Source organism: Collinsella sp. CLA-ER-H11 (assembly GCF_040092445.1).
Classification (GTDB): Bacteria; Actinomycetota; Coriobacteriia; order Coriobacteriales; family Coriobacteriaceae; genus Collinsella.
Window position 1 is genome coordinate 15,691 of the sequence record NZ_JBBNLN010000013.1, and the last position, 19,901, is coordinate 35,591.

At 61.5% G+C, this 19,901-nt stretch carries 14 protein-coding genes; 10 read left to right on the forward strand and 4 right to left on the reverse strand.

Features of this window, described 5'->3' with window-relative positions; genetic code table 11:
• Nucleotides 1–272: 272 nt before the first annotated feature.
• The 4 genes from AAAX35_RS08365 (at nt 273) to AAAX35_RS08380 (ending at nt 9,897) form a co-directional block, all read left to right on the forward strand.
• Complete coding sequence (locus AAAX35_RS08365; protein WP_349117315.1) at nt 273–4,712, forward strand: acyl-CoA dehydratase activase; 4,440 nt, start codon at nt 273–275, stop codon at nt 4,710–4,712.
• Nucleotides 4,696–5,385, forward strand: coding sequence for a TetR/AcrR family transcriptional regulator (locus tag AAAX35_RS08370; RefSeq protein ID WP_138339585.1), 690 nt, complete (start codon nt 4,696–4,698; stop codon nt 5,383–5,385). The genes AAAX35_RS08365 and AAAX35_RS08370 overlap by 17 nt, the downstream gene beginning before the upstream one ends.
• Nucleotides 5,386–5,582: 197 nt before the next feature.
• Entirely contained in the window at nt 5,583–8,225 is a 2,643-nt protein-coding gene (locus AAAX35_RS08375) for an ATP-dependent Clp protease ATP-binding subunit (protein ID WP_349117316.1), read from the forward strand.
• 214 nt (nt 8,226–8,439) lie between these two features.
• Entirely contained in the window at nt 8,440–9,897 is a 1,458-nt protein-coding gene (locus AAAX35_RS08380) for an aminoacyl-histidine dipeptidase (protein WP_349117317.1), read from the forward strand.
• 127 nt (nt 9,898–10,024) lie between these two features.
• On the opposite strand, the gene AAAX35_RS08385 is transcribed toward AAAX35_RS08380, so the two are convergent.
• The 3 genes from AAAX35_RS08385 to AAAX35_RS08395 all read right to left on the reverse strand — a co-directional run bounded on the left by AAAX35_RS08385 (nt 10,025) and on the right by AAAX35_RS08395 (nt 12,516).
• Nucleotides 10,025–11,329 carry a type II toxin-antitoxin system HipA family toxin gene (locus AAAX35_RS08385; protein ID WP_349117318.1) on the reverse strand — a complete coding sequence of 435 codons (1,305 nt, stop codon included), beginning with the start codon at nt 11,327–11,329 and terminating at the stop codon, nt 10,025–10,027.
• A gap of 3 nt (nt 11,330–11,332) precedes the next feature.
• On the reverse strand, nt 11,333–11,803 hold the full coding sequence (locus AAAX35_RS08390; protein ID WP_349117319.1) for a helix-turn-helix domain-containing protein: 471 nt from the start codon (nt 11,801–11,803) through the stop codon (nt 11,333–11,335).
• A gap of 128 nt (nt 11,804–11,931) precedes the next feature.
• Nucleotides 11,932–12,516, reverse strand: coding sequence for a manganese efflux pump MntP family protein (locus AAAX35_RS08395; protein WP_349117320.1), 585 nt, complete (start codon nt 12,514–12,516; stop codon nt 11,932–11,934).
• 347 nt (nt 12,517–12,863) lie between these two features.
• Here AAAX35_RS08395 and disA point away from each other — a divergent pair, with 347 nt between their 5' ends.
• The 6 genes from disA to AAAX35_RS08425 all read left to right on the forward strand — a co-directional run bounded on the left by disA (nt 12,864) and on the right by AAAX35_RS08425 (nt 18,395).
• The gene (gene disA / locus AAAX35_RS08400; protein ID WP_040359001.1) at nt 12,864–13,931 is read left to right on the forward strand and encodes a DNA integrity scanning diadenylate cyclase DisA; all 1,068 of its coding nucleotides are present in this window, start codon (nt 12,864–12,866) and stop codon (nt 13,929–13,931) included.
• On the forward strand, nt 13,931–14,659 hold the full coding sequence (gene ispD, locus AAAX35_RS08405; protein WP_349117321.1) for a 2-C-methyl-D-erythritol 4-phosphate cytidylyltransferase: 729 nt from the start codon (nt 13,931–13,933) through the stop codon (nt 14,657–14,659). Before disA ends, ispD begins: the two co-directional genes overlap by 1 nt.
• Nucleotides 14,649–15,143 (forward strand): 2-C-methyl-D-erythritol 2,4-cyclodiphosphate synthase, encoded by a 495-nt coding sequence (gene ispF / locus AAAX35_RS08410; protein WP_349117322.1) that lies wholly within the window; start codon nt 14,649–14,651, stop codon nt 15,141–15,143. Before ispD ends, ispF begins: the two co-directional genes overlap by 11 nt.
• Nucleotides 15,144–15,146: 3 nt before the next feature.
• Nucleotides 15,147–16,613: a cysteine--tRNA ligase gene (gene cysS / locus AAAX35_RS08415; protein ID WP_349117323.1), complete on the forward strand. Its 1,467-nt coding sequence runs from the start codon at nt 15,147–15,149 to the stop codon at nt 16,611–16,613.
• A gap of 186 nt (nt 16,614–16,799) precedes the next feature.
• The gene (rlmB, locus tag AAAX35_RS08420) at nt 16,800–17,714 is read left to right on the forward strand and encodes a 23S rRNA (guanosine(2251)-2'-O)-methyltransferase RlmB (RefSeq protein ID WP_349117324.1); all 915 of its coding nucleotides are present in this window, start codon (nt 16,800–16,802) and stop codon (nt 17,712–17,714) included.
• A 3-nt stretch (nt 17,715–17,717) separates the two neighbouring features.
• On the forward strand, nt 17,718–18,395 hold the full coding sequence (locus AAAX35_RS08425) for an NYN domain-containing protein (protein ID WP_055285223.1): 678 nt from the start codon (nt 17,718–17,720) through the stop codon (nt 18,393–18,395).
• 27 nt (nt 18,396–18,422) lie between these two features.
• Here the strand turns inward: AAAX35_RS08425 and AAAX35_RS08430 are convergent, their stop codons facing one another.
• Nucleotides 18,423–19,763, reverse strand: a complete 1,341-nt coding sequence (locus AAAX35_RS08430; RefSeq protein ID WP_349117325.1) for a DNA-binding protein — start codon at nt 19,761–19,763, stop codon at nt 18,423–18,425.
• Between the last annotated feature and the right edge of the window lie 138 nt (nt 19,764–19,901).

Here is a 19,901-nt window from a genome sequence, read left to right on the forward strand (position 1 = left end):
GGATCTGCTGAGCGCGGGCGACTTGCTTGGTTGGAGCCCTAAGCGTGGATAGCTCTCTCGGCGACATCGCGGGCGTGAGCGGTGCGCATGACCGGAGGGCCCGTGCTGCTCCGTTGCCCGACGTGCTAGCGCGCAGAACAATCTGTTGGTGCATTCGGCGGCTGCTGAAGCGTTTCGGCAGCCGCTTTTTATACGGAGTTTAAATACAACAGTCTGTTGCATTACGTAGAGTGGTATATCTCTAGCGGGAAAAATGCGAGAGACGGAGCATTATGGCGTTGCTAGTAGGATTGGACGTAGGGTCGACGACGACCAAAGTTTACGCGATGCACGAGGATATGACCGAGGCGTGGTGGGGATATCGCCGCCACGGGGCGTGTCAGACAGCGAGCGTGCGCGCCATGCTCGGCGAGCTCGCCGAGCGCTTTCCCCATGAGTCACTGCGCGTTGCGGTGACCGGCTCGGGTGCGCGCGATATCGCGACCGCGCTGGGCGCCTCGTACGTTCAGGAGGTGGTCGCCAACGCGCTCGCGATCAGCAGGTTCTATCCGCAGACGCGCTGCGCCATCGAGCTGGGCGGCCAAGACGCCAAGATGATCTTCTTCCGCACCAACGATAAGGGAGACATCGAGGTTGCCGACATGCGCATGAACGGCTCGTGCGCAGGCGGTACCGGTGCATTTATCGACGAGATGGCAAAGCTCATGGGGGTCGGCACCGAATCGGGCGAGTTCGAGCAGCTCGCAAGCCGGGGAACGACCGTCCACGAGGTCTCGGGCCGCTGCGGCGTGTACGCAAAGACCGATATCCAGCCGCTGCTCAACGAGGGCATTCCTACCACCGACCTGGCGCTTTCGGCGCTTCACGCGGTCGCCCGCCAAACGATCGGCGGTCTGGCCCAGGGTATCGACATCGAGCCACCGGTAATCTTCGAGGGCGGTACGCTCGCCTACAACCCCACACTGGTCCGCGTGTTCCGAGAGCAACTGAATCTATCGGACGATCAGGTTATCGTCCCGCGCGATCCGCAGATCATGGTCGCGCGCGGTGCCGCCCTGTCGCTGACCGACATGTTCGCATCGTCCCAACCGATCGACCTTCCCGACGCTTTTGTCCGGCTGGATAAGCTCGAGACGGTCGCGCCCGCAAGCGGGGAGGGACGTCTTGCCCAGCCCTTTTTTGCCACACCTGCCGAGCAGGCGGATTTTACGGCACGCCATGGCAAAGAGATGCCGGCAAAGGGTCCGGATGCGTATGCGCCCGGAGAGACGGTGCGTGTGGCGCTCGGTATCGATTCGGGGAGCACGACGACCAAGTTCGCCCTGGTCGATGAGGCGGGTGAGCTTGTCGATTCGTTCTACGCGTCTAATAACGGCAGACCGCTCGACGTCGCCCAACAGGGTCTTGTCAGCTTGAAGAACCGCTGGGAGACAGCGGGAGTCACGCTTGCGATCGATGCCGTGGGCACCACGGGATACGGCGAGGAGCTTTTCGCGCGCGCGTTCCACGCCGACTACCATACGGTCGAGACGGTCGCGCACGCCCGCGCCGCGTGCGTATGCGTTCCCGATGCGACCTTCGTGCTCGACATCGGCGGACAGGATATGAAGGCCATCTGGCTCAACCACGGCGTGCTGACCGATATCGTCGTCAACGAGGCGTGCTCTGCGGGCTGCGGCTCGTTCCTCGAGGGTTTTGCCAAAAACCTCGGAATAGCCGTTGAGGATATCGCGACCGAGGCATTTTCGTCCAAAGCCCCCGCCGTTCTCGGCAGCCGCTGCACGGTGTTCATGAACAGCAGCGTCGTTTCCGAGCAGCGGCGCGGTAAGGGTCCGGGCGACATCATGGCCGGTCTCTGCCGTTCGATTATCGAGAACGTGTTCACCAAGGTCATTCGCGTTTCAAATCTCAACCGTCTGGGCGACAAAGTCGTCGTCCAGGGCGGCACGTTCCGAAACGACGCGGTGCTGCGCGCATTCGAGCAGTATCTGGGCAAACCCGTCACGCGTGCGCCCCACCCGGGGCTGATGGGCGCTATCGGTATCGCCCTGCTCGCGCGCGAGGAATGCTGCAAGGGCGACGCCGGCACGTCGTTTATCGGGCTCGATGCCGTGGAGCGCTTCGAGCATCGCGAGTTCGGCGGCGTTACCTGCCGTCGGTGCAACAACCGCTGCCAGCGCGCGGTCGTGGCATTTGGCGACGGCTCGCTTTACGTCACGGGCAATCGCTGCCCGCGCGGCGGCGCCATCTCATGGGATGAGCTCGTGCGCGAGGTTCCCGCGGCGGAGGAGCTGCGTCCGCAGGGTGCTTGCGAGGCACAGGCACCCGGCACGGGGCGCGACCGGACCGCGGCTGCCCCCAATCTCTTTGTCGACCGCGAGAAGCTGCTGTTCGAGCCGTACCCCACGGTTCCCGTCTGCGGGGGGCGCGATGTCACGATCGGCATTCCCCGTGTGCTCGAGTTCTGGGACACCATGCCGTTCTGGTCGACGTTCTTCAGCACGCTCGGCTTTAAGGTGCGCGTCTCGGGACGCAGCACCAAGGCGATGTACGAGCGCGGTCTGGCGCACGTCACATCCGACACCGTGTGCTTCCCGGCCAAGCTCGTCCACGGGCACATCCGCAATCTCGTCGACGCCGGCGTCGACCGCATCTTCATGCCCATCATCACGACGGTGCCCACCGAAAACACCGCCTCTACCAGCGAGTGGATGTGCGCCGTCGTAAAGGGATACCCCTACGTGATGCGCAATTCCGATAACCCGGAGGAGCGTTTCGGCGTTCCGTTCGATACGCCGCTGTTCCACTGGTACGACGAGGGCGACCGAAACCGCCAGCTCAAGGCGTGGTGCAAGGAGACCTTCGATATCGATGCCGACCTGGTTGCCAAGGCGACCGAGCAGGCGGACCGCGCGCAGCAGACGTTTGAGAACCAGCTGCAGCTGCGCGGCAGGCAGGTGCTCGAGAACGTGCGCGAGGACGGCGGCTACGCGGTGGTGATCGCTTCGCGCCCGTACCACAACGACCCGCTGGTCAACCACGGGCTGCCCAAGCTCTTCTCTGAGCGCGGCATCCCCGTGCTGACGCCCGATGCGGTGCCGGGGGTCTGCAACGTCGATCTTTCCAACAGCCGCATCGACATCGTGAACAACTACCATGCGCGCATGCTGTCGTGCGCGGTCATCGTCGCATCGACGCCCGAGCTCGAGCTCGTGCAGATGGGCAGCTTCGGCTGCGGCCACGATGCGTATCTCACCGACGAGATCGCGCGCATGATGGGCGAGATGGGCTCCAAGGTTCCGATGATGATCAAGCTCGATGAGAGCGACGTCGCCGGTCCCATGGGCATTCGCGTGCGTTCGTTTATCGAGTCGGTCAACCGTCGTCGCGCGGAGGAGCGTGCCGAGGGCGCCCGGGTGCACGCGGTCCATCCGCTCGACGACCCGTATAAGGTCAAGTACACCAAGCGCGACCGGCACGACAAGATCGCGCTGGTCCCCAACACCTCCCATGCGTTCTGCAGGCTCATGACCGCGGCGATGCGCAATCAGGGCGTGCGCGCCGAGGCCCTTGATATCGGGCGCGAGGATGCCATCCGCCTGGGCAAACGCTATGTGCACAACGACATCTGCTTCCCCGCGCAAATCGTGATCGGCGAGGCGCTCGCGGCACTCAAGAGCGGTAAGTACGACCCGCACGACGTCGCCGTGGTGACTGGCAAGTATATCGGCGACTGCCGCCTGACGCACTACATGCCCCTGCTGCGCCGCGCGCTCGACGACGCGGGATACGACTATGTCCCGGTGCTCACCAACGACGACGTCGATGCCCACAATGCGCATCCGGGCTTCAAGCTCGGCCTTGGCCCGAGCATCCAGATCGCCTACGGTCTTCCCATGATCGATGCCCTCGAGGCCATGCTTAGGCGCATCCGTCCCTACGAGCTCGAGAAGGGCGCGGCGGACGCTGCGTTCGACCGCGCGCTCGATGAGGTTATCGAGGGCATGGAGCGCTCCGGGCTGAGAGGCCAGGCGACGGGCTTCAAACGCGCGCTTGCGATCATGGACGCCGTTCCGTACGACCGCTCGAACCCGCATCCGACCGTTCTCATCGTGGGCGAGTACCTGCTCAATTTCCATCTCGGCGCCAACCACGAGATCGAGCGCTACCTCGAGGACAACGGGCTCGAGGTCATCGAGGCGCGCATGACCGACGTGATCCGCAAGACCTATTTCTACAAGCATGCGCAGTCGCGCGAGTTCCACGTCGACCTGTCGCTGCCCGAAAAGGCCTGGTACGCCACGGCGGACAACCTGTTCGAGCTCGCGCACGACCGTTGCGACCGCCTGGGCGCGGCGAGCCCGCTCTACGAGCCGCCGACGCGCATGCCCGAGCTCGTGCGCGCGAGCGATAAGATCCTGCACCATACGTTCGATGCGGGCGAGGGCGTGCTGATTCCGGCGGAGATCCTCGAGCACGCCAAGCGCGGCTGCCGCAACTTCGTGATCCTGCAGCCGTTCGGGTGTCTGCCCAACCATGTCGTGGGGCGCGGGCTCATCCATGCGCTCAAGGAGCAGTATCCCACGGCGCAGTTCCTGCCGCTCGACTACGATCCCGACGTGAGCTTCGCCAACGTGGAGAACCGTCTTCAGATGCTCATCATGAACGCCAAGGCGCAGGGGTGCGGTGAGGCGCATGGCGAGACCGCGTAAGGACGCCGATGCGCCCGATGCGCGCACCCGTATCATCGAGGCGTTTTGGGAGCTCATCGAGAACAACAGCATCTTCGAGCTGTCGGTTGGCGAGGTGACCCGCGCCGCCCAGTGCAATCGCGGAACGTTTTACTACTATTTTCACGATTTCGATGAACTCGTCGCCATCGCCATGACCCAGCTGCTGCAGGATAACGAGCTTATCACCGATGCCCTCTGGCATTTTTCGAGCGAGGGCGACCTTTCGGCGTTCGACCGGCGCGACGTCCGCTGCCTGCTGCGGCGCATCGTCATCACCATGAGGGCGGGTGCCGCCGAGCAGGTCGTGCAGGGCATCCATACGATCATCATCGACCGCGTGAGAGAGATCGTCCACCCCGACGGAGAAGAGCTCAAGGCAGATTCGAGCTTTGCGGTGGGCTTTCTGGTCTCGGGCATCATGGGCTTTGTGATGGCGGTCGGCTTTGCCCGGGAGGGCGGCGAGGAGATAGACCTCGAGCAGCTGGGGGACAGCGCGTGCGCGTACCTGAGGGCGGTCGCCATGCAGACGGTTGAAACGGTCGCGCAAGTCGAGGGCGTCGATACATCCGAGCTGCTCGAACGCGTCTCCAAGGAGGCCGATGCCTATCGCGCATCGCGTGCGACGAGTCCCGACGTGGTGAAAGACGTCTAGGGTTTCTCTTGCGGGGCGCCCGTCGCGCATCGCGCGGTGAGTCCCGCGATGCGGTCATAACCTGCATTCATGTGAGCCGGGTTTATAGATATTCCTCCAGCTGTTAACATATACTCCATATGGGTAAAGAGACCAAAGCGCTGCCGCGGGGCGGCGCTTTGCGTTTGAAAAAACTAGCTCGTCTAAGAGGAACTAGCATGTTAGACCGTTTTACCGATCGTGCGCGTAAGGTCATGTCCATGGCCAAGCAAGAAGCGCTCGATCTTCATTCAAATAAGGTGGGCACCGAGCACCTGCTGCTCGCGCTTGCCAAGGAGGACGAGGGCATTGCCGCCGAGGCGCTGCGTTCGCTCGACATCTCCTATGATGACATCATGGATACTCTCAAAGAGGTCCAGACCACGGTTCCCGAGCCCAGTGAGGAGACCGAGGCGGCCAAGCTCGCCTTTACGCCGCTCGTCATTAGCGTGATGGAGCGTTCATTCCGCGTGGCGCGCGAGAACAACCAGACCTACGTGTCGACCGAGCACTTGCTGATCGGTATCGTCGAAGAGGGCAACGGCATGGCCATGGACATCCTCATGCGCCTGGGTGTGTCGTCCGCCTCCATCAAAAAGGCTATCGAGAAACTCACCGCCAAGGACCAGGAAAAGAAGCGTCCGCTCGCCGGCGCCGGCGCCGGCCGTCCCGGTGCGGGTCTGCCGTTCTTTAGCGGCTCGGATGGCTCTCAGCAAAAGGGGAGCGGCACCGACACGCTCAAGCAGTTTGCGACTAACCTCACGCAGAAGGCGCGCGACGGCGAGCTCGACCCTGTAATTGGTCGCGAAAAGGAAGTCCAGCGCATGATGGAGATCCTTTCGCGCCGCACCAAGAACAACCCGCTTATCTTGGGTGACCCCGGCGTGGGCAAGACGGCCATCGTCGAGGGCCTGGCCCAGCAGATCGCCGCCGGCAACGTACCCGAGAACCTTATGAACCAGAATATCTGGACACTCGACCTGCCGGGTCTGGTCGCGGGCGCCAAGTATCGCGGCGAGTTTGAGGAGCGCCTCAAGAACGTGATCCAGGAGGCCACCGAAGCTGACGACGTTATCTTGTTTATCGACGAGATGCATACCATCATCGGTGCCGGCTCTGCCGAGGGCTCCATCGACGCGAGCTCCATGCTCAAGCCCGTGCTTGCGCGCGGTGCCTTCCAGATTATTGGCGCTACCACGGCCGAGGAGTTCCGCAAGTACCTCACCAAGGACCCGGCCTTCGAGCGTCGCTTCCAGACCATTGATGTCGAGGAGCCGAGCGTTGAGGACACGGTCAAGATCCTGACCGCGCTCAAGCCGCGTTACGAGGAGCACCACCATGTGCGCTATACGCAGGGTGCTATCGAGGCCGCCGCGAACCTTTCCAACCGCTACATCCAGGATCGCTTCCTGCCCGATAAGGCCATCGACCTCATCGACGAGGCCGGTGCCCGCGCTCGCATCGCCGCGAATCGCGCGCCCGAGCCGGTGCGCGAGGCTGAGCATCGCATCGAGGAGCTCAAGGCCGCCGCGCAGGAGGCCACCGAGAGCGACGACATGAACAAGGCCGCCGAGATTACCGAGCAGCAGAAGGCCGCCGAGATTGAACTCGCCGAAGCCAAGGCCGCCTGGACCGCCGAGCTCGACGCCAGCCCGCTCACCATCGACGTGAGTCAGATTGCCGACATCGTGTCCGTGACCTCTGGCGTGCCGGTTTCCTCGCTCACCGAGAGCGAGAGCCGGCGTCTGCTGCAGACCGAAAGCGTGCTCAAGACGCGCATCATCGGCCAGGATGAGGCAGTCGAGGCCGTCGCCAAGGCCGTGCGCCGCAGCCGCTCGCCGCTCAAGGACCCGCGTCGTCCCGGCGGCAGCTTTATCTTCCTGGGTCCCACCGGCACAGGCAAGACCGAGCTCGCCAAGACGCTCGCCGAGTACCTCTTTGGCAGCAAGGACGCGCTCATCAGCTTCGACATGTCGGAGTTCGGCAGCGAGTTCGAGGTCTCCAAGCTCATCGGTAGCCCTCCGGGTTACGTGGGCCACGACGAGGGCGGTCAGCTCACCAAGGCCGTTCGCCGTCATCCGTACTCGGTCGTGCTGTTCGACGAGATCGAGAAGGCGCACCCCGACATCTTTAACATTTTGTTGCAGGTGCTGGAGGAGGGCCGCCTGACCGATAGCCAGGGCAAGACGGTCGACTTCCGCAATACCGTGATCATCATGACGTCCAACGTGGGCGCCCGCGAGATTGCGCAGGATGCGAGCGTCGGTTTTGGCACCACCGGTGAGCAGGGTCTCACGTCGAGCGAGATCAAGGGTCGTGCGATGGGCGAGCTCAAGCGCCTGTTCCGTCCCGAGCTGCTCAACCGTATCGACGATATTGTGGTGTTCCAGAAGCTCTCGGGCGAGAACCTGACCAAGATCGCTCACCTGCTGGTGGACGACCTGCGTCAGCGTTTGATTGCCAACGGCATGAACATCAAGCTTACCGATGCGGCCTACGACAAGATTGTGGCCGAGGGCACCGACCTCACCAACGGCGCGCGTCCGCTGCGTCGTGCCATCCAAAAGCTCATCGAGGACCCGCTGTCCGAGGAGCTTCTGGCCGGCGAGTGGGGCGAGGGCGATACCGTCCTGTGCGACGTGGTCGACGGCAAGTTTGTCTTTAGCCACGGCACGGGCGAGATCCCGGCACCGCGTCCGGCGGGCACACTCGGTGGCGATACCGTCCCGGCGGCACCGCACACCGGCAACGCCTCGCCCGTGAGCGGCGGCGTGACCTCGGGCCCCGGCGGCATGATGCAAGCCGGTTCCGGCGCGCTGTAGGGCGTGGCGACAATTTGATACGCGCAATCGAGGCGCTCCGGAAAGGGCGCCTCGATTTGTAGAGCTGCGGAAGTTGTGACCGTTGCGCTATACGGTCCACCGTTAGCCGATGATGCGAGGGCGCTCGGCGTTTTCGACTGGTTTATGCACGCAAAGTCTGGGAATATACAAGTCGCATGTCTTACTGTCTAACCAGTTGCGCCAAGGAGGCACCATGGACTACAAGATTACCGGCTACGAGCCCGCCCAGCTGTTCCATTTCTTTGAGGAGGTCAGCGCGATCCCCCGTGGGTCTGGCAACGAGAAGGGCATCAGCGATTTCCTGGTCGCGTTTGCCAAGGAGCGCGGCCTCGACGTGTACCAGGACGAGGTCTACAACGTCATCATTCGCAAGCCCGCATCTGCCGGTGCCGAGAATGCCCCGACCGTAATGCTGCAGGGCCATATCGACATGGTGTGTGACAAGTTGGGCTCCGTCGAGCACGACTTTACGACCGATGGTATCGACCTGGTCGTCAAGGATGGTGTCCTTACCGCCAACGGCACCACCCTGGGTGCCGACAACGGCATTGCCGTCGCGCTTATGCTTACCGTGCTCAACGATGATTCGATTGTCCATCCCGCCCTCGAGTGCGTATTCACCACCGACGAGGAGACCGGCCTGGTCGGCGCCGAGACGCTCGACAAGTCCCAGATTAGTGCCCGCACCATGATTAACCTTGACTCCGAGGAAGAGGGCGTTGCCACCGTCAGCTGCGCCGGCGGCGTCGTCGTTACCTACACCTGCCCCATCGTGCGCGAGCACAAGACCGGTAGTACCCTCACGCTCGACATCTCCGGCCTGCTGGGCGGTCACTCCGGCAGCGATATCAACCTGGAGCGCGGCAACGGCAACCTCATCATGGCCCGCATCATCGACCGCCTGATGGTCGCTGGCGAGCCCGCCATCGTCAGCTTTAACGGCGGCACTAAGGACAACGCCATCAACCGTGAGTGCAAGGCTGTTCTGGTCTACGCCGACCACGCTGCCGCCGAGGTCGCGGCCCAGATTGCAAAGGGCATCATCGCCGACGTCACTGCCGAGCTCGAGGTCTTCGACCCCGGCTTTACTTGCACCGTCGAGATTGCCGATGACGCCGAGGTCGAGGCCATGGACCAGAAGTCCGCGCTTGCCCTCATCCGCGCCCTGCGTCTTGCCCCTAACGGCGTGATTCGCCGCAACGTTGCCACCGACGGTTCTGTCGAGGTTTCCTCCAACATCGGTGTGGTTGCCACTTCTGACGACGAGGTCAAGATCATGCTGTCCCCGCGCTCCTCGATCACCTCGCTGCAGAACGAGTTCAAGGACCGCCTGCAGACGCTTGCCGATGTCCTGGGCTTCGACGCCAAGTTTGAGTTCGAGTATCCCGGCTGGAGCTATGCCGAGCATTCGCCGGTCCGCGACGTCTTTGTCGAGAGCTATCGCGAGCTCTTTGGCTCCGAGCTGCGCATCGAGTCCATTCACGCCGGCCTTGAGTGCGGCCTGTTTGCCGAGGCCCTGCACGGCCTGGACGCCATCGCCGTGGGCCCGACGCTCTCCGATGTCCACACTCCGGACGAGAGCATGGAGCTTGCTTCTGCCGAGCGCTTCTACGAGCTGCTCATCGACGTCCTCAAGCGCCTCGCTGCGTAAAGGTTGCGCTAGCAGCAGTTCGAGCCACGTGCTAGCGGATTGCAAATGACATTACGAGAGGGGACATCCGAGCTTTTGCGACGGGTGTCCCCTCTCTTTTGTTTGATAATTGCGAAATTAAGGCCACCTAGTCCATTTCTGCCTTGATGAGGTCGAGGGTGCGCTGGCAGTTTTCGCGGACGGGGCCGAGCATATGCTCGCGCAGGTCCGCCATGCCGGGCAGATCGGCGTATTCGTCCATGACCTCTTCCATGCAAATGGGCACTTCGTAGGCGAGGTCCATCATGGTCGCAAAGCAAAACTTCTCGGATAGCCCGGCATCGGTAAGCGCCGCCTCCAGCACGGGGTCGCCCATACCGTGGTATCGGCGGATAGCGCCTGGACCGATGCGCCCCACACGATTTTCGCCGCCAACGCTCATGGCAAGGCGCGCCCGGCGGCGCATGCGCTCATACGCCAAGCCCGATGCGACATCGTACATACGAGCCATCATGGCTGCGCCGTCGTTTCCAAGGAGCAGGGAATAGTTTTTCGCATGCGCATCCGGTGCGCCGGTGATGGCGTTAAAGAACAGTATCTGCGTAAACAGATACAGGTTAAGTTGATGGTGGCTCGTATTTACGAGGAGCTCTTGAATGTCGCGGGTGGTCGGGCCGCCGTCTGCTGTGTACTTTTGGGCAGGCATCACCCCAAGTGCCTGACAGAGGTCTTCTTGATGTAGGCGCCTGATCATTCCGTCTTCGACTTTCACGCGGTCATAGCGCTCAACAATGAGGGCAGGTTCGTCCTCAAACATACGATATTCGACGTTTGCCGTTGCGATACCGGCGCGCTGGGCGCTTTTCATGCAGACAAACTCATTGAGAGCCTCGAGTTTAAATCCGATAACGCCATTTTTGAAAATATGCGTTGTGGGCGAGGAGCCCATGCATTCGCACCAGCGGCCGTTTATGAACGCGAGCGCGAACTTGCCCTGGTTGCCTCCAAGTGACCAACTTTCATCTAGACCCATCCACGATGCATCGCGGTCATCTCTGATCGACTTGAGACGGAGAGCAATTTCGTGGTCGTCTATAGGGCGGTAGTCGCCAGCGCGATGCAGGACGGCGTCGGCATCTTCTTCGGCACAAAACTGCACTCCGCCCGGACAGTCGAGTCCGATATGGCTGAGCAACGCAACGGGATTGTTGGGCCTAACGTTGAATTCGGCGGCAATCGCTTTTCGTTGGTCCTCGCTGTCGGGTAGAAGGCCAAACAAGTACGGATTCATGACCTGTTGGCCGTATGTGCGATTTGATACGGGTATGTTGGTCGATAGGGTTGGCCCGTCATAGTCATGATCGTAGGTAAAGCTGATAAGACCGTTCTCATCTTGCGTGAGCGTTCCCGCAGGTACGCCGCAAATAATGGTCCGAAGTGATGTTCTGGCCATTGGCTATTTCCCTTCGGGCTTGGTTTGGTTAGATGCGTTTGCGGCAATCGAGACTCCGAGATTGGACATGGCGAAATCGGCGAAGGCCCTGTCGTAGAGCTCGGACGTAAAGGGGACATCTGCGAGAGCCGGAACGGCTGCGCTGCGACGGTTGCGATGGTGAAAACGTTGAGCGTGATGGCGCCTGGGGGTACTACGAGGTTGCAAATCAGCATGCGGGGCGTCGACTGGTTGCTCGTTTTTCGATTCGTCGATATCCCCTTGAGCGGCGAGCGCCAGTCCAAGAGCACCGAAAACTGCCAGCAGCTTGTCGAGCCGAATGCCGATGGCGTCTCCTAGCTCGAGCGATGCGAGCAGACGCTCCGAAACACCGGCCTTTTTGGCGAGGGCGGCACGGGTGAGACCCTGAGTCTCGCGTGCCTGACGCACGTAGATGCCAGCTTGGCGCGGTGTGGTGATGGGAAGGATATCCACGGCGATCTCCTAACGTGCAGGCTTTTGCATATCAGTATGACATGCAAAAGTCTGCATGAAAAGGCCTCATGCAAAACTCTGCATGAGGCCTTGTGCTGGCGTTGAGTTTTGAGCGATTGTGTTTGGCGTTACAGCGCCAAAATCCCCAGATGCTCAAGCAAAATCTTAAGCCCAATAAGGATGAGCACGACGCCGCCCACGATGGTGGCGGGTTTTTCGTAGCGCTCGCCAAAGGTGTGGCCGATCGCTACGCCGGCGACGGAGAAGATAAACGTTGTGACTCCGATAAGCGATACAGCGGGAACGATGTCAACCGAGAGCGCAGCAAATGAGATGCCCACGGCCAGGGCGTCGATTGAGGTGGCGATAGCCAGAATCAGGTACTCACCCAGGTTAATCTTTTCGGCATCCTTGCCGTCGCTCTCGTCCTCATCCTCGTCTTCGGTAAAGGCCTCCCACAGCATTTTGCCGCCGATAAAGGCCAAAAGGATAAAGGCGATCCAATGGTCGATGGGTCCGATGATGCTCATGAATTGACTGCCGAGCGCCCATCCGATTACGGGCATGCCGGCCTGGAAGCCGCCAAAGAACAGGCCGAGCACCACGGCGACCTTAAGGTTGATCTTCTTCATGCCAAGGCCCTTGCAGATGGATACGGCAAAGGCGTCCATCGAAAGGCCGATAGCGAGCAACACAAGCTCTGCGAGTCCCATAGTCTGGCTCCCTCTCTGCGGGCGGGCCCGCGTGTACCTCTTGGGGGAGTAACAAAAAAGACCCGTGGCGTACGCGTTGTGCGCACAGCCACGAGTCTCGTTCATTAAGGCAAGCCAGACCGCATCGGCCAGTGTGTTGACTTGCCGCGCCACCGGAGGCGAACCCGGTCACGCGACTACTCCCTCATTTATGCGAATCCCGATGCTACCACACAAGCAGCTCATTTGGATTGGGGCTCTCAGCTGTGTTCGCTCATTCTGTAAGCATCGGATTTTGCGGGCGTCACAGGGGCAAACCGTGAGAAACTTATTGACGTTTATGGAGCGTATACGATGGGAGCGATGCCTTGGATAAGAACGAGCTGCAAAAGCGTATGGAACAGGCCATTCGCCTGACGGCACCTGGCCAGCCGATCCGCACCGCCCTCGACATGATCATTGCCGGTCACCTGGGTGCCCTTATCTGCGTCGGCGACACCGAAAACGTGCTCGCTGCCGGTAACGACGGCTTCCCGCTCAACATTTCGTTTACCTCGAACCGCCTGTTCGAGCTTTCCAAGATGGACGGTGCCATCGTTATCGATGGCGACCTCACCCAGATCCTGCGCGCCAACTTCCACCTCAATCCCGATCCCTCGCTTGCCACGAGTGAGACGGGCATGCGTCACCGTACTGCCGCTCGCATGTCGGTGCTCACCGACGCCATCGTGATCTCGGTTTCGGCTCGTCGCGCCGTCGTTAACGTGTACGTTCACGGCAAGAGCTACGAGATCCAGCCTGTCACCACCATCATGAGCTCGGTCAACCAGCTCGTCGCCACGCTCCAGACCACCCGTCAGTCGCTCGACCGCTCCCTGCTGCGTCTGACGGCCCTCGAGCTCGATGACTACGTTACGCTCGCCGACATCACCGGCATTTTCTCGAGCTTCGAGATCATGCAGCAGGCAAAGACTGAGCTTAAGGATTGCATTGTCAAGCTGGGCAACCAGGGCAAGCTCGTGCAGATGCAGCTCGAGCAGCTCGCCGGCTCCAGCATGGATACCGAGTACGACTTGATGATCCGCGACTACGCAAGCGATTCCTCTGAGGCCAACGCCGAGAAGATTCGCGCCGAGCTTGCCCGTATGACGCCCAAGGACCTGTCCGACCCACAGCATGTGGCGGCAGTTCTGGGTTATGACGACCTGGACGAGGATTCCGTCATGACGCCGCTGGGCCTGCGCACGCTTTCGCGCGTGTCCGTCGTGCGCGACGGCGTGGCCGAGAAGATTGTCGACGAGTACGGCTCGCTGCAGGAGCTCATGGACGACATCAGCGAGGATCCGGAGCGTCTGGGCGACTTTGGCGTCAACAACCCTGCCATTCTTGCGGACTCCCTGTACCGCATGAAGGGCACCAAACAGGGGAACGCATAATGGCGCCCGTATGCGCCGTGGTCGTTGCCGGTGGCAGCGGTCAGCGCTTTGGTAACCCCGGTGGCAAGCAGCTCGTCAATGTAGCGGGCCGTCCGCTTATGAGCTGGTCCATCCGCGCATTTGACCGTAGCGATAAGGTTGGCCACATCGTCGTGGTTTGTCCTGCCGAGCGTCGTGCCGAGATGTGCCGCCTGGCCATCGACCCGTTTGACTATGACACGCCCATCAGCTTTGCCGATGCCGGCGATACCCGTCAGGATTCCACCCGTGCCGGCGTGCATGCGGTTCCGGCGGGCTTTGAATACGTCGCCATTCACGATGGCGCTCGTCCGCTCATTACGACCGAGGCCATCGACCACGCTATCGACGTGCTCGTGAGCGACCGTGCTCTCGACGGTGTCGTGTGTGGTCAGCCCGCGATCGACACGCTCAAGATCGTCGATGGCGACAACATCGTCGAGACGCCGCCGCGTGAGCTCTACTGGGCAGCGCAGACGCCGCAGATCTTTAGCGTCGATGCTATGAAGCGCGCCCACGCTGCAGCCATTGCTGAGGGCTTTATCGGCACCGATGATTCGTCGCTGGTCGAGCGCATGGGTGGGCGCGTCCGCTGCGTCCAGAGCCCGCGCGATAACCTTAAGGTGACGGTGCCCGAGGACCTGCGTCCCGTAACCGCGATTCTGCTTGGCCGCATGGCCGAGGGAGAGGACCTTCCCCATGTTCAGTAACCTGCGCATTGGCCATGGCTACGACGTTCACCGTCTGGTGGAGGGGCGTCGATGTATCATCGGCGGTGTCGACATTCCCTACGAGCGCGGCCTGCTGGGCCACTCGGATGCCGATGTGCTCGCGCACGCCTTGGCCGACGCTATTCTGGGCGCCTGCCGCGGGGGAGACATCGGCAAGCTATTCCCCGATACCGACCCCGCCTATGAGGGTGCCGATTCGATGGTGCTGCTCGCTCGCGTGATGGACTATGCGCGCGAGCTGGGCTTCGAGTTTGTCGATGCCGATTGCACCATTGCCTGTCAGCAACCCAAGATCACCCCGCACCGCGATGCCATGCGCGCCAACCTTGCCCATGCCCTGGGCGTTGACGTCGAAAACGTGGGCGTCGCCGCCACTACGACCGAAAAGCTCGGTTGGGAAGGCCGGGGCGAGGGAATCGGCGCCTGGGCCGTCTGCCTGCTACAGAAAACCGTTAAGGAGTAACGAATGCGTATCTACAATAGCGCTACCCATAAAAAGGAAGAGTTCCAGCCCATCGAGTCCGGCAAGGTCCGCATGTACGTGTGCGGCCCCACGGTCTACGACAACATCCACATCGGCAACGCCCGCACGTTCATCAGCTTTGACGTGATTCGCCGCTGGCTCATCGCGAGCGGCTACGAGGTCACGTTCGCCCAGAACCTCACCGATGTCGACGACAAGATCATCAAGCGCGCCAACGAGCAGGGCCGTACGGCCGCCGAGGTCGCGACGGAGTTCTCCGACAAGTTCATCGGCGTCATGCGCGCCGCCAACGTGCTCGATCCCGATGTGCGCCCCCGCGCCACCAAGGAGATCGGCCCCATGATCGCCATGATCAAGACGCTCATCGAGCAGGGCCATGCTTACGCCGCCGATAACGGCGACGTGTACTTTGCCGTGCGCAGCGATCCCAACTATGGCCAGGTCTCGGGCCGCAACATCGATGACCTTATGGTTGGTGCGCGTATCGAGGAGAACGAGGACAAGAACGACCCGCTCGACTTTGCCCTGTGGAAGGCCGCCAAGCCCGGCGAGCCCAGCTGGCCGAGCCCCTGGGGCGAGGGCCGTCCCGGTTGGCACACTGAGTGCGCCGCCATGGTGCACCGCTACCTGGGCACTCCGATCGATATTCACGGCGGCGGCTCCGACCTTGCCTTCCCGCATCACGAGAACGAGTGCGCCCAAGCCACCTGCGCCTGGCACCAGGGTTTCTCCAACACCTGGATGCACACGGGCATGCTGCTGGTCGACGGCGAGAAGATGTCCAAGTCGCTCGGAAACTTCTTTACGCTGGCCGAGGTGCTCGAGCAGCACTCTGCCGCGGCCCTGCGCCTGTTGATGCTGCAGACGAGCTATCGCTCGCCGCTCGACTTCTCCTGGGAGCGCCTGGAGGGTGCCGAGAATTCGCTCACGCGTATTGCCGGTACGGTCGAGAACCTTCGTTGGGCTGCGAACCATGCGACGGCCGATGCCGATGCGGCTGCCGCCGAGGCGTTTGCCGCCAAGGCCGCCGAGACCCGCGCCGCCTTTAAGGAGTGCATGGACGACGACTTTAACACCGCCGGTGCCATGGGTGTCGTCTTTGGCTTTGTGACCGAGTGCAACCAGTACCTGGAGCAGGCGGGCGATGCTGCCGACAAGGCCGCAGTCCTGGCTGCCGCCGATACGCTGGCCGAGCTGCTCGATACGTTTGGCGTTGAGCTTCCCGAGCCCAAGGTCGAGTTGCCGCTGGGCCTGCTGGGCGTTGCCGCCGGTTTGGTTGCCTACACGGGCGACGACGTGGATGAGGCCGCTGCTAAGATTCTCGAGGCTCGTGCCGAGGCTCGTGCCGCCAAGAACTGGGATCTGGCAGATGCCATCCGCGATCAGCTCAAGGACCTGGGCCTGACGATTGAAGATACGGCCGCCGGCACTCGTATCAAATCTCTCTAATCCCCGCGGGTTTCCCAAGCACCCGACCTTGCCGTTCAAACCGTCGCTCGCGTACTCAAGTACGCGTCGCTCCTCTTTCACGGCAATCTCGGGCACTTGGAAAACCCGTACCGACCGCTTGAGCTATTCGTCTTAAGCGGTCGCTTCTTTTGTCCTGTTTGAAAAGTATTTAAAGGAGGCCGTCCTATGGCCGACAATCGCAAACGTGCGCCTCGTGGCGGCAAGCAGGCCGCTTCTGGCTCGCGTCCGATTCACCGCAACGATCGCGCTGCCGCTCCCAAGGGCCAGCGCGATCGTACCCAGGCTGCACGTCCGCAGCGCGAGCGTGGCCGCGACGCTGTCCAGGCTCCCAAGGGTGAGTTTATCGAAGGCCGTCGTGCTGCCGCCGAGGCGCTGCGCACCGGTTTTCCCATCAAGTGCGCGCTCATTGCCGAGGGCGGGGAGCGCGATGCCGCCCTGTCGCGTCTGGTCGATGACCTCAACGCCGCGGGCGTCCGCATTAAGTATGTGCCGCGCGCGCAGCTCGACGCACTGTCGAGCCATGGCGCTCATCAGGGCATCGCACTCGAGGTTGGCAACTTCCCCTATGCCGATGTCGCCGATATCCTCGACCGCGCGGGCGACGGTCCGGCGCTCGTCATCGTGCTCGACCATGTGACCGACGACGGTAACTTTGGCGCCATTGTGCGTTCCGCCGAGGTCGTGGGCGCCGCGGGCGTCATCGTTGCCAACAAGCGTGCCGCCGGCGTGACCGTGGGCAGCTACAAGACCTCTGCCGGTGCCGTCATGCACCTGCCTATCGCGCAGGTGCCCAACATCGCCCGTGCGCTCGACGACCTCAAGGCCGCTGGCTTTTGGGTGGGCGGTGCCTCCGAGCACGCCGAAGGCAGTTGCTGGGATGCTCCCTTCGAGGGTCGCGTGGCGCTCGTCATGGGCTCCGAGGGCGACGGCATCTCGCGCCTGGTGCTCGAGAAATGCGACTTTTTGACCAAGCTTCCCCAGCGTGGCATGACCGAGAGCCTCAACGTTGCCCAGGCAACGACGGCCCTGTGCTTTGAGTGGCTGCGTCGCAACGCCGGCGAGCTCATGGGGGAGGAGTAGCGCATGTCCAAAAAGAACCGTGCCAAGTCCAAGGCCAAGCGCTTTGGCGAGGGCTCGGCCAAGCCGATTGTTTCGGCCGCGACCTATGGCGTGGGCGGCAATGCGTTTGCGCAGGCCATCGCCGATCCGGTCTCGACGGTGCACTCCAATAAGCCCGAGCTGCTGGTGGTCGACGGCTACAACGTGATCCACTGCACGCCGCGCTACGAAAAGCTCGTCTACGACCATTCCGACGATCCATACTCCAGCGACGTTCACGATATGGCGCGCACCGCCCTCATCAACGACGTTGCCGCGTTTGCCCAGGGCCGCTACGAGGCCGTAATCGTGTTTGACGGTGCGGGCAATATCTCCAGCGAGCGCCCCAACCTGCCGGCCCGCGGCGTGCGCATCGAGTTTTCGCCGACGGGCGTCTCTGCCGATACCGTGGTGCAAAAGCTCTGCATCGAGGCACGCGAGGAAGGCCGCGCGTGCTCCGTGGTATCGAGTGACGGCACAATCCAAGCCGTCGTCATGGGCAAGGGCGTTACGCGCATCTCGAGCCGTATGCTGGTGGACGAGATCAAACAGATCGATAACGACGTTCACGAGGCCGAGGAGGCCCCGCAGATCAAGATGACCCTGGGCAGCCGTCTAAGCCCCGAGGCCCTGGCAAAGCTCAAGGCCCTCCGCGGGAGGTAGGGGAGTTGGCGGGGCGATGCTGTCTCGCTAACTCCATTCAGCGATGTCGATCATTCTTTTGAGGCGCCACGTTAGCGCCTCTTTTAGATAAGGCAGCCTTGCCGTGAGCGCGTCGTTTCTGGACAGAATCTCGATTGCCTCGTCAACGAAGCCTTCGAGTTTGTCCCCGTCAAACCAGCCCATGTCCTCGACGAGCAACATTTGTTTGGCGGGACTTGAATGAAATTGTGCGCTGGTAAAACTGTGCTCTCCCGCCCTAAGCTCCTCTAGCGATATGTTGCACCAGAGTGATGAGCCCGAATCGAAGATGGGGGCAGGTCTGCAGGCTTGCGTGTTGACGTTTCGCACAAGGCCAAAGTTACGCCAATGGCGGTCATAGTTGGCGATGATGTCGTCGCATACGATCATGCGGTCAAGGGCATCCTTGACGCCTGTCACCCCGAGCTCCTCGCAGTTTGCTACATATCGCTCGTAGTCGGTTAGCCGTTCATCTGCGTTCGCGTGCTGGTTTACATAGAACGCAGGGACATACTCTTCTTCATCAGTTAAGAAGACATCGCATATGCTCAGGGCGGAAGTGCCCGTGCCCTCGAGCGAGTAAGGCACATAATCGCAGGCGTTTAGGATGCGACGGTGAAGTGCAGTCGCCACCAGCTCGTTATAAGGTTCCTGGTTCAGGTGCGCTCCTGCCTTATGCAGAATTCGACGCTCGCCCTCGCACGTCCAGTACTTTTGAAGATTGCCGTCCGAGGTGTTATCGGGCTTTGCGGCAGCCGCTTTTCCCTCTGGGGCAAAGGGTGCAATGGACAGTGAGACGTCATCAAAGGCGTTATTGAAGAAGTTAATATCTTCCCACGCGAGACCGGAACCCTGGGGTCTAATCCAATACTGGTCGGATAGGGAGAGGCCGAGATTTCGCTGGACGAGTTCATCGGGAACATCGACTGCGGCTTCTGCAAGCAGGGAGGCTAGCCCAATGCGCGCGAGCGGGATACCGCGTCCTCGCCACCAAGTGCGGAAGGAGTCGAGCGATATGGGGCTATTGGGGCCAAATACTCCAATAGGGGCATGGACGTAATCGATGTTGGCGCCGATGTGGGTAAAGTCTTTTCGCGATGTGCTGTAGACCAGCTGAGCGACTTCGTGCGTGCGATTCATGAGGGTGAACGCGATCTCGCTCTTACCGTGGCCGCGACGGGGGCGTCCCCCCGTTTTGGTCACGGAGCGGAGTCGCGTGTCGACGCTGTCTTTGTCGATGAGCCATACACCGGAAGCCTTGCGGGCCTCAAGTGCTCCGTTTTTTATGAGCTCCTGCACCCTGCGCGGAGTGATGCCGAGCAGCTCGGCGGCTTCCTTGGTAGTAAGCATCGCGAAACCCTTCGCCAGAACGAATAGTTTTATATATAGCAATTGTAATTAAAACTATTCGTTCTGACGAATGGTTTTGAGATGTGGTCGGTCGAAGGGTCTGTTGCGTCCCGTCCGCAATTCCTTTATTCTTAACAG

Bases quoted from the DNA above. Each gene is read 5' to 3' on its own strand.
- AAAX35_RS08365 (WP_349117315.1), top strand. From the start codon at position 273: ATGGCGTTGCTAGTAGGATTGGACGTAGGGTCGACGACGACCAAAGTT.
- AAAX35_RS08370 (WP_138339585.1), top strand. From the start codon at position 4,696: ATGGCGAGACCGCGTAAGGACGCCGATGCGCCCGATGCGCGCACCCGT.
- AAAX35_RS08375 (WP_349117316.1), top strand. From the start codon at position 5,583: ATGTTAGACCGTTTTACCGATCGTGCGCGTAAGGTCATGTCCATGGCC.
- AAAX35_RS08380 (WP_349117317.1), top strand. From the start codon at position 8,440: ATGGACTACAAGATTACCGGCTACGAGCCCGCCCAGCTGTTCCATTTC.
- AAAX35_RS08385 (WP_349117318.1), bottom strand. From the start codon at position 11,329: ATGGCCAGAACATCACTTCGGACCATTATTTGCGGCGTACCTGCGGGA.
- AAAX35_RS08395 (WP_349117320.1), bottom strand. From the start codon at position 12,516: ATGGGACTCGCAGAGCTTGTGTTGCTCGCTATCGGCCTTTCGATGGAC.
- ispD (WP_349117321.1), top strand. From the start codon at position 13,931: ATGGCGCCCGTATGCGCCGTGGTCGTTGCCGGTGGCAGCGGTCAGCGC.
- ispF (WP_349117322.1), top strand. From the start codon at position 14,649: ATGTTCAGTAACCTGCGCATTGGCCATGGCTACGACGTTCACCGTCTG.
- cysS (WP_349117323.1), top strand. From the start codon at position 15,147: ATGCGTATCTACAATAGCGCTACCCATAAAAAGGAAGAGTTCCAGCCC.
- rlmB (WP_349117324.1), top strand. From the start codon at position 16,800: ATGGCCGACAATCGCAAACGTGCGCCTCGTGGCGGCAAGCAGGCCGCT.
- AAAX35_RS08425 (WP_055285223.1), top strand. From the start codon at position 17,718: ATGTCCAAAAAGAACCGTGCCAAGTCCAAGGCCAAGCGCTTTGGCGAG.
- AAAX35_RS08430 (WP_349117325.1), bottom strand. From the start codon at position 19,763: ATGCTTACTACCAAGGAAGCCGCCGAGCTGCTCGGCATCACTCCGCGC.